The organism is Streptomyces sp. NPDC058964, assembly GCF_042741275.1.
GTDB lineage: Bacteria > Actinomycetota > Actinomycetes > Streptomycetales > Streptomycetaceae > Streptomyces.
Map to the genome: position 1 here is coordinate 21,983 of NZ_JBHYKH010000049.1, position 7,433 is coordinate 29,415.

9 protein-coding genes are annotated in these 7,433 nt (G+C 69.5%); 3 read left to right on the forward strand and 6 right to left on the reverse strand.

Annotated elements, in window-relative coordinates:
- Positions 1 to 88 precede the first annotated feature (88 nt).
- Positions 89 to 433, forward strand: coding sequence for a MerR family transcriptional regulator (locus ACFW2E_RS09325; RefSeq protein WP_384463797.1), 345 nt, complete (start codon positions 89 to 91; stop codon positions 431 to 433).
- A 345-nt stretch (positions 434 to 778) separates the two neighbouring features.
- Here ACFW2E_RS09325 and ACFW2E_RS09330 read toward each other — a convergent pair whose 3' ends face one another.
- Positions 779 to 1,756: an L-threonylcarbamoyladenylate synthase gene (locus tag ACFW2E_RS09330; RefSeq protein WP_384463799.1), complete on the reverse strand. Its 978-nt coding sequence runs from the start codon at positions 1,754 to 1,756 to the stop codon at positions 779 to 781.
- Positions 1,757 to 2,026: 270 nt separating this feature from the next.
- Positions 2,027 to 2,704: a GAP family protein gene (locus tag ACFW2E_RS09335; protein WP_384463802.1), complete on the reverse strand. Its 678-nt coding sequence runs from the start codon at positions 2,702 to 2,704 to the stop codon at positions 2,027 to 2,029.
- A gap of 256 nt (positions 2,705 to 2,960) precedes the next feature.
- Here ACFW2E_RS09335 and ACFW2E_RS09340 point away from each other — a divergent pair, with 256 nt between their 5' ends.
- Complete coding sequence (locus tag ACFW2E_RS09340) at positions 2,961 to 3,167, forward strand: hypothetical protein (protein WP_384463805.1); 207 nt, start codon at positions 2,961 to 2,963, stop codon at positions 3,165 to 3,167.
- 5 nt (positions 3,168 to 3,172) lie between these two features.
- Here ACFW2E_RS09340 and ACFW2E_RS09345 read toward each other — a convergent pair whose 3' ends face one another.
- Both ACFW2E_RS09345 and ACFW2E_RS09350 read right to left on the reverse strand, forming a co-directional pair.
- Positions 3,173 to 3,412, reverse strand: a complete 240-nt coding sequence (locus ACFW2E_RS09345; protein ID WP_384463808.1) for a hypothetical protein — start codon at positions 3,410 to 3,412, stop codon at positions 3,173 to 3,175.
- Positions 3,413 to 3,620: 208 nt separating this feature from the next.
- A complete protein-coding gene (locus ACFW2E_RS09350) occupies positions 3,621 to 4,538 on the reverse strand; it encodes an NADP-dependent oxidoreductase (protein ID WP_384463810.1) in 918 nt (305 codons plus the stop codon).
- 289 nt (positions 4,539 to 4,827) lie between these two features.
- On the opposite strand from ACFW2E_RS09350, the gene ACFW2E_RS09355 reads away from it, so the two are divergent.
- The gene (locus ACFW2E_RS09355; RefSeq protein ID WP_384463813.1) at positions 4,828 to 5,070 is read left to right on the forward strand and encodes a hypothetical protein; all 243 of its coding nucleotides are present in this window, start codon (positions 4,828 to 4,830) and stop codon (positions 5,068 to 5,070) included.
- A gap of 58 nt (positions 5,071 to 5,128) precedes the next feature.
- Here the strand turns inward: ACFW2E_RS09355 and ACFW2E_RS09360 are convergent, their stop codons facing one another.
- On the reverse strand, positions 5,129 to 5,902 hold the full coding sequence (locus ACFW2E_RS09360; RefSeq protein WP_384463816.1) for an AAA family ATPase: 774 nt from the start codon (positions 5,900 to 5,902) through the stop codon (positions 5,129 to 5,131).
- Positions 5,903 to 6,044: 142 nt separating this feature from the next.
- Complete coding sequence (locus ACFW2E_RS09365) at positions 6,045 to 6,893, reverse strand: thermonuclease family protein (RefSeq protein ID WP_384463819.1); 849 nt, start codon at positions 6,891 to 6,893, stop codon at positions 6,045 to 6,047.
- Positions 6,894 to 7,433 lie beyond the last annotated feature (540 nt).

Genomic DNA, 7,433 nt, shown 5'->3' on the forward strand with positions numbered 1-7,433 from the left:
CCGCGAGCCCGGCTTCTCCCGCGGCGCCGGCCGGGGCCCCCCCCGCCCCCGGGCGCCCCCCCGACGCATCCCCGGAAAGAAGAGGTCTATGCCCCCTCGCAGTGCCAGGCCCGCCGACAATCTCGATGATGACGACTACCCCGCCTACACCATGGGCCGGGCCGCCGAGATGCTCGGCACCACTCCCGCCTTCCTCCGCACCCTCGGCGAACACCGCCTGATCACCCCCCTGCGCTCCGAAGGCGGCCACCGCCGCTACTCCCGTTACCAGCTGCGCATCGCCGCCCGCGCCCGCGAACTCGTCGACCAGGGCACCCCCATCGAGGCCGCCTGCCGCATCGTCATCCTCGAAGACCAGCTCGAAGAAGCCCAGCGCATCAACGAGCAACTGCGCGCCCAAGGCGGCCAGCCGCAGTCGAAATCCTCAGCCTGACACCCCGGGTCCCACCTCAACGCCGACCGCCGAGCGGGGCCGGTGCCCGTCACAGCTCCGCGCCGCCGCCTCGGGCTGGGCCCGCAGCCGATACGCACAGCACCACACCAAGGACCCCGGCGCACCTGCCGGGGTCCTCCGCTGTTCAAGTCCGAACCGCTTGGCGCAACCTGAGTCGGCTCCGGCACGCCGGCCGTAACGACAGTGCCGGCCGGCGTCGGGTGAAGAACGGTCGTCACCGACGACTGGCGGCACGAGCTGTGCCCGGTCCGTCAGACCGGTGGGCGCTCAGCCGAATCCGTCACGAATCCGCCCAGCCCCCGTCTGGCACGGCGTCAGCGCCGGTCACACGGTGGGCCGGGGCCCTGCGGCGCGGCGGAGCCGGTTGGCGATCGCCAGCCCTAGCCCCTCCTCCACCGGCAAGGACGCGATGATGAGGTCGCACCCCCGCTGGTCGAGTTCGCGCAGGAACCCGTACAGCCCGCGCGCGTAGGCGGCCATCGAACCGGGGACCGACACCACCGCCTGCGCCTTCACCGGAGCGTCGGTGAAGGAGGGAGGAAGAAGAACCCCTACCTGGTGCCCCAGCTCCTGCGCGATCTCCGCTTCGGCGACGACCTTCTCGGGCTCGACGAGGACGACCCGCGCACGCGGCGCGTAGTGCGACGGATGCTGGCCCGGCACCCGGACACGGCTCGTCGAAGGGACCTCGAGCCGGTACCCCAGCACCGCTTCCAGGTCCTCGCGCGTCACCCCTCCCGGCCGCAGGATGCTCGGGACCTCGCCCGTGGCGTCCACGATGGTCGACTCGACGCCGACCGCGCAGGGGCCGCCGTCCAGCACGAAGTCGACCGCATCACCGAGCTCCGCACGGACGTCGTTCGCGGTGGTGGGGCTGACCTGGCCGAAGCGGTTGGCGGACGGGGCCGTGACACCGCCGCCGAAGGCCGACAGCAGCGCGAGGGCGACGGGGTGATCGGGCACGCGCACGGCCACCGTCTCCAGACCACCGGTCGCTTCGAGGGGCACCCGCCGACCGCGACGCAGGACCAGGGTGAGTGGCCCCGGCCAGAGGCGTTCGGCCAGCAGACGCGCCGTCGCCGGCACGTCCTCGACCCAGTCGTCCAGCAGCTCCGCGCCGCCAAGGTGGACGATCAGCGGGTGGGAGGGCGGACGTCCCTTGACCTGGAAGATGCGCGCGACAGCGGCGGGATCCTCGGCGTTCGCGCCCAGACCGTAGACGGTTTCGGTCGGGAAGGCCACAAGCTCTCCGGCGCGCAGCGCACCGGCCGCCTTCTCGATATCACTGGTTCTTGCCTTCACCCTCGCAATCCTAGGTGCACGTCAAGGACCGGCGGCGGTCGTGATGGATCTCAGCGCCAGTCACGGCTCCATCGATCCCCGGGACCATTCCAAGGGGCCGCCGGGGCTGCCGGGGCGCCGGCAAGGGAGTGGACCGGGTCCAGCTCGACGCGAACGTGAACTGCCCGGCCGTACCGGAGAGCGGGGCTTCGACTCCGCTCCAGCCCCGCTCATGGAACTGAGGCTGCGACTCTTCCCTTGCACCGTGAGCCGGACGCAACCCTGACCCGGTCAGGAACTCAGCACGCCGATGCCGTCACCCAGCAATTTCAGCCCGAACACGAAGAACAGGACCGCCATGACGGCTGTGTTGTGCCGCACGGCCCATTCCTTCCAGTTGCCCAGCATGCTCTTCGCCCGCTCCCCCATGATCAGGAAGACCCCAAGGGGGGTCAGCAGGCCGACGGAGGCGATGAGGACGAAGATCGCCAGCGCGGCGATCTGCTGTCCGGCCGGTAGCCCCGACGAACTGATGGACGCCGCTGCGGCAATGGTCAGCGGTGCGTTCTTCAGGTTCCCGGCCGACAGCAGGAGGGCGAGAAGGAAGACTTTCACCGGTGTGAAGCGGTCGATCGCGGCCATCCACCGAGGCAACTGCGCCTGGGTGACGTCGGTGGGGCGATGACGCCACAGCCTCACGGCGAAGAGGACCAGTGCCACCCCCAGCGCGAGCTTGAGAGCCCCCACCCAGTCGGCCGGCTGCCCGTGGCTGGTGGCATCCCCCTGGCTGCCGATGACCAGCATCACCGCGCCCAGGGCCGACAGGCCCACCACCCAGCCGGTGGCGAACACCAACCCGTTCACGCGTCCACGAGGCGTTGCCAGCACGATGATGAGCGCGACGATCGGAAGAGGACTGACGGCCACAGCGGCCGCCAAGCCCAGCACATCACCCAGCACTTTTCCCATGCGTGCCTCCGGCACATCGAAGAGCTGCACCGATCGCGGCCGGCACCGCGACCGACATCACCAGGAGCGCTCCGCCGCACGGGCGGGCCGCTCCGGCCACCTCCAAAGGATCAACGACAACACGCGGTCTCGGCCGCATGGGCACGCGGCGCGCGAGTGAAGGGTGCTCACGGCCGTACCAGTACGTGCCGGACCCAGATCGGACCGTGGAGTAGCCGAACGTGCGCCGCGGTGGCGAGCGGGTGATGGTGAGCTCATGCCCGACGTGATCGTGTACCCGCCTGCCGACGACGGAGGCCGTCGCATCCGGCTCGGCAGCCAGTTCGTAGGCATGGCATACACACTGCTGGACATCGCGGAGTTCCTCCGCCGCGCCGGTCTGGACGACGTCGAACCGGAGGACGTGGCCGCGGCGGACTGGGTCGAGTGGCGCGGCGGTGGTCCGGGCGCGTGGGAGCACTGATTCGTTCACCAGTACTCGGCGAGCGCTCCCGCTCGGCACGGGGCGGGGCTGACGCTGAGTTCGCCTGCGAACAGGCGGTCCAGGACGAAGACCAGCAGCAGGCTGAAGCCGACGAGGCCCGCGACCGAGGCGACGGAGAGGAGCTCGGCCTCCTCGTGGAAGACCTCCTCGCGCCGACACCATGTCGTTGCGCTCGCCGCGGGCCACCGACGGGTACCTGCGGCGCAGCAGCACACTGCCGGCAACAGCCAGGAGACGCTCCCTGCGACGGTGACGACGGCAAGGGTGAAGGTGCTGAAATGATTGAGCAGCCGAAGCGACGTATGCGCTGAGTCCAGGGCGAACTCAGCTGCCGCTGTGCCAAGTTGAGAAGTCGGCACGAAACTGGGCCAGGAGTTCACACCCCCGAGTGAGAGGCCGATGACGGATCCCTGGCCACGCCTGACGAAGGGGCTACGGCCGGAGCACGATCTTGCCGTGGGTGTGCCGCCGTTCCAGCTCGCGGAAGGCGTCCCGCACCTGCTCCAGCGGGTAGGTACGGGCGATCGGCACCTCGAGCTCCCCGCGCGCGGCGAGCCGGGCAAGCTCACCGAGCACGACCGCGCACGCCGCCGAGCCTTCTCCGTAGGTCCGCGCACCGACCTTGGCCGCGGCCTGCCAGTCGCGGATCGTGTTGATCCGCTCCGGCCGCACGCCCAACTCCACTGCCAGCTCGACGTAACCGTCGCCGAACGTGTCGATGAACGCGTCGACTTCGCCGTCGGCGGCCTGCCGGATCCGCGCGGCCGCGCCTTCCCCGTACTCGACCGGGACGACACCGTGATCCGTCAGCCAGGCGTGGTTGCGCTCGCTCGCCAGCCCGATCACCGTGGCGCCGCGCCGCCGCGCGAGCTGTACGGCAAGCGACCCGACACCACCCGCCGCACCGGACACCACGACCGTGTCGGCCGGTCCGGGGTCCACCGCGAAGACGGTGGCGTATGCGGTCGTACCGGCCACGTACAACGACCCGGCCACGTCCCAGGACAGCCCCTCCGGACGGAAGACCACGTTCACGTCGTCCACCACGACGAACTCCGCGTGGCTCGCCCTGCCATGGGTGAAGCCCAGCACCTCGTCGCCCACCGCGAAGCCGCGCACCTGCGGGCCCGTCTCCACCACGACGCCGGCCAGATCGCTGCCCTGCCCGGATGGGAACGTCGCCGGCCAGCGGTCGTGCCGCGCGCCCTCGCGGATCATCACCTCGCCGGGCTGGATACCGGCCGCCCGGACCTGGACGAGCACCTGTCCGGGTCCGGGTGACGGCCGCTCCACCTCCTCCACCCGCAGCACATCGATCCCGCCGTACTCGTGGAACCGGACCGCCTTCATCGCGTCATCACCGCACTTCCTCGCTCGGACGGGCCCCGGACCGCCGGCCCGTCCTCTCAGCTCTCGGGCGCCTTGACGATATTCCCGTCCTTGTCGGCGGTATGGCCCTGCCGGTAGGTCTCCCACTCGTCGCCCACGTGCCCGGGGACCCTGCCGTTCGGGTAGCGGGTATAGCCGTTGGGCGGTTCGTGGCCGTCGGAGACGCACGTGCTGCCGGTGGACCCGACCGCGCTACGCCGTCCGGGGCAGTCCGCAGGCGTCGCGGTGGGGCCGTGCCTAGGATCCGGATGTGGCAGGCATCCCCGACGAATTGATCAGGCTGGAACGATCCGCCGAAGTCGAGCGGGCCAACCTGGCCGGGCTGGCCGGTGAGGAGTACGACCAGCAGTACCGTAAGTGGCGCGAGGCGTCCGAGGCGGCCCGGGCCGCGATCTCCCAGCACGCGGAGAAAGCCGGTCGGGACCGGTACGAACTGGACCAGGCGGTGAAGAAGGCCGTGCGCCATTGCCAGGAGGATCCGGCCGTGGAATAGCCGAGCGTGTGCCGCGCCAACGGGTCGGCGGGTGTGGGTGAGGGTGAGTCCAGTGGATTCACTGGGCCCTGTCGATCTCGTCGACGAGCAGGTGTTTCAGGAAACGTTGCGGTGTCGCGAGGAATTCGCGCGTCATGTGCACGGGAAGGGCCCGGTCGAAGTCCGTCCGCTCCACCGTGCCGTCGTCGGCGATCTCCAGGATGGTCGCGTTCGGCAGGGCCAGGAGAATGGGCGAGTGGGTTGCCACGAGGAATTGGCTGCCTTGCTGGACCAGGTCGTGCATGCGGGCCAGCAGGGCCAGGCAGCCTTGGACCGAGAGGGCCGCCTCGGGTTCGTCCAGCAGACAGAGTCCGCCCGGTCCGAAACGGTGGGCGGCCAGATCGAGAAACGATTCTCCGTGTGACCGCTCGTGCGGGGACACGCCACCGTAGGCCGGCAGCAGGGGGCCGCCGCCGGCTCCGTTGAGCCGTTCGATTTCGCTGGCCACGTTGTAATAGGACTCCGCACGCAGGAAGAAGTCCGTGCGAGGCTTGCGCGCCCCCCTGGTCAGGATGAGATGTTCGCCCAGTACGGACTCGGTGGCGCGGGTGGCGAACCGGAAATTCCGGCTTCCCCCCTCGGGATTGAACCCTGCGGCCACCGCGATCGCCTCGATCAGCGTCGACTTTCCCGCGCCGTTGTCGCCCACGAGAAAGGTCGCCCCCGCCGGCACCGTCAGTCCGCCGGAACGGGCGAGATGCCGCACAGCGGGAAGGCTGAACGGGTATTGACCGTTGTCGACGCCAGGGGCGAGCCGGACCTGCTGGATGAACCTGCCGTAGGCCCGGGTCATCGGACACTCGCCTTGCCGACGCCCCGCATCGTGACCTTGTACGGGCGTATCGGCCGTGGTGCGCTGCATCTGATCACGCGGGACTCCCGGATGTCCTGGGTGCGGGGCGAAGGCCTGGTCACGCTAGCAACAGGACGGGCTCTCAGCCCTCGTCGAAGAGCAGGTCGTCGACCGGGCGGGTCACGCGGACGGTGCCGCCGTTGGTGACGGTCACGACGTGTTGCAGGCCCGCGAAGCGCTCGCCGGTGGACAGGACCGTGAACTTGTCCTCCTTGCCCGCGAGATAGGCGGGAAAGCAGGAGACCGACATGCCCGCGTGGAAGTGGTCGATCAGCCGCCGGAACACCTTGGGCATGATCACCACGTCGTCGGTGATGGTGGACGGCCCGGTGACCTTGAATCCGGTGGTGGTCACGTCCTGGGGCCACAGCCCCTGACCGGCCGTCCGGGCGCTCTGCGCGACGGTGGCGAGTTCCGCGCGCAGATCGCGGAACAGACTGGCGTAGAAGCTCGGATAGACCAGGCCCTGTGCGGTCAGGTGATGGTTGGCGGTCTGCCGCAGCAATGGCACGTCGACGGTGACGGCCGTGCCTCCGGCCGCCGGAGGTGCGCCCCGGCCGACGAGGGAGACGACGCGGCCGTACTCGTCGGCGCCCCCGGTCAGGACGTAGCCGGGCGTGCTCTCGGGGGTGGAGGCGGTGACGGTCTCGTCCGGTCGGCGCTGTACGTCGTTGAAACCGAGCCAGGTCAGGAGTTCGGCGGCCGCGGCATGGCCGAACTGCTGCGGCTGGTGTTCGTCGTGGTAGTGCGTCTCCAGCGCGTCGATGCCCTCCAGCCGGATCTTGGCCTCCCCCGCGCCGGTCAGTTGCACCGGGTTCCTGCCCTTGACCAGGTTCCAGTCACTGGCGTTGTCCGCGACGAAATGGACGGTGTCGCCGTCCGGCTGAGTGTTCTTCAGGTGGAACGTGCCCTGGACCAGCAGCAGAGGCATGGCGACTCCTACGGGAACGGAGGAGAGGGAGGGATGGGAAGCGCCGCCGAACGCACATACAGATGCAGCTCGAACGAACGGGCAATTTGCGCGTACCGGCCAAAGTAGTAGTTGTGTGGAGCGTTTGTCCGCGAGGCGCGCGGTCGGGACACGACGCGGTCGCCCGGCACGTCTCGGAGCGCGACCCCGCCGCCCGCCGTCGCAGGTGAGTCCGAGCGCATCAGGGCTTCAAGACCATCTCGTTGCCCCTTTGGCGCGTATCGCGGTCACACCCCTGCTGGAACAGACCGCCGACACCGGCCCAGCGGGTTGACCACGAACCCACGGGTCCAACCGCCAGGATCAGGGAATCCACCCGTAAGTTCGTGGTGAAGAACCTTCAGTTTCCCTGAACCCACGGGCCTCACGGGGGTTGAGGAACATCGGAACGAAAACCGGCACTAAGCTTGTTCTTTTTCTTCCGGCTTCGAACGCGGTCTCGTACGGGGTCGCTCACCTGGGGATTCGTCTGACGTGGAGGCGGCCTTCGTCTGATCATGT

What these genes read in the sequence shown, in the direction of transcription:
- ACFW2E_RS09365 (WP_384463819.1), bottom strand. Translation starts at nt 6,893, where the DNA reads ATGCCTCTGCTGCTGGTCCAGGGCACGTTCCACCTGAAGAACACTCAG.
- ACFW2E_RS09360 (WP_384463816.1), bottom strand. Translation starts at nt 5,902, where the DNA reads ATGACCCGGGCCTACGGCAGGTTCATCCAGCAGGTCCGGCTCGCCCCT.
- ACFW2E_RS09340 (WP_384463805.1), top strand. Translation starts at nt 2,961, where the DNA reads ATGCCCGACGTGATCGTGTACCCGCCTGCCGACGACGGAGGCCGTCGC.
- ACFW2E_RS09350 (WP_384463810.1), bottom strand. Translation starts at nt 4,538, where the DNA reads ATGAAGGCGGTCCGGTTCCACGAGTACGGCGGGATCGATGTGCTGCGG.
- ACFW2E_RS09325 (WP_384463797.1), top strand. Translation starts at nt 89, where the DNA reads ATGCCCCCTCGCAGTGCCAGGCCCGCCGACAATCTCGATGATGACGAC.
- ACFW2E_RS09335 (WP_384463802.1), bottom strand. Translation starts at nt 2,704, where the DNA reads ATGGGAAAAGTGCTGGGTGATGTGCTGGGCTTGGCGGCCGCTGTGGCC.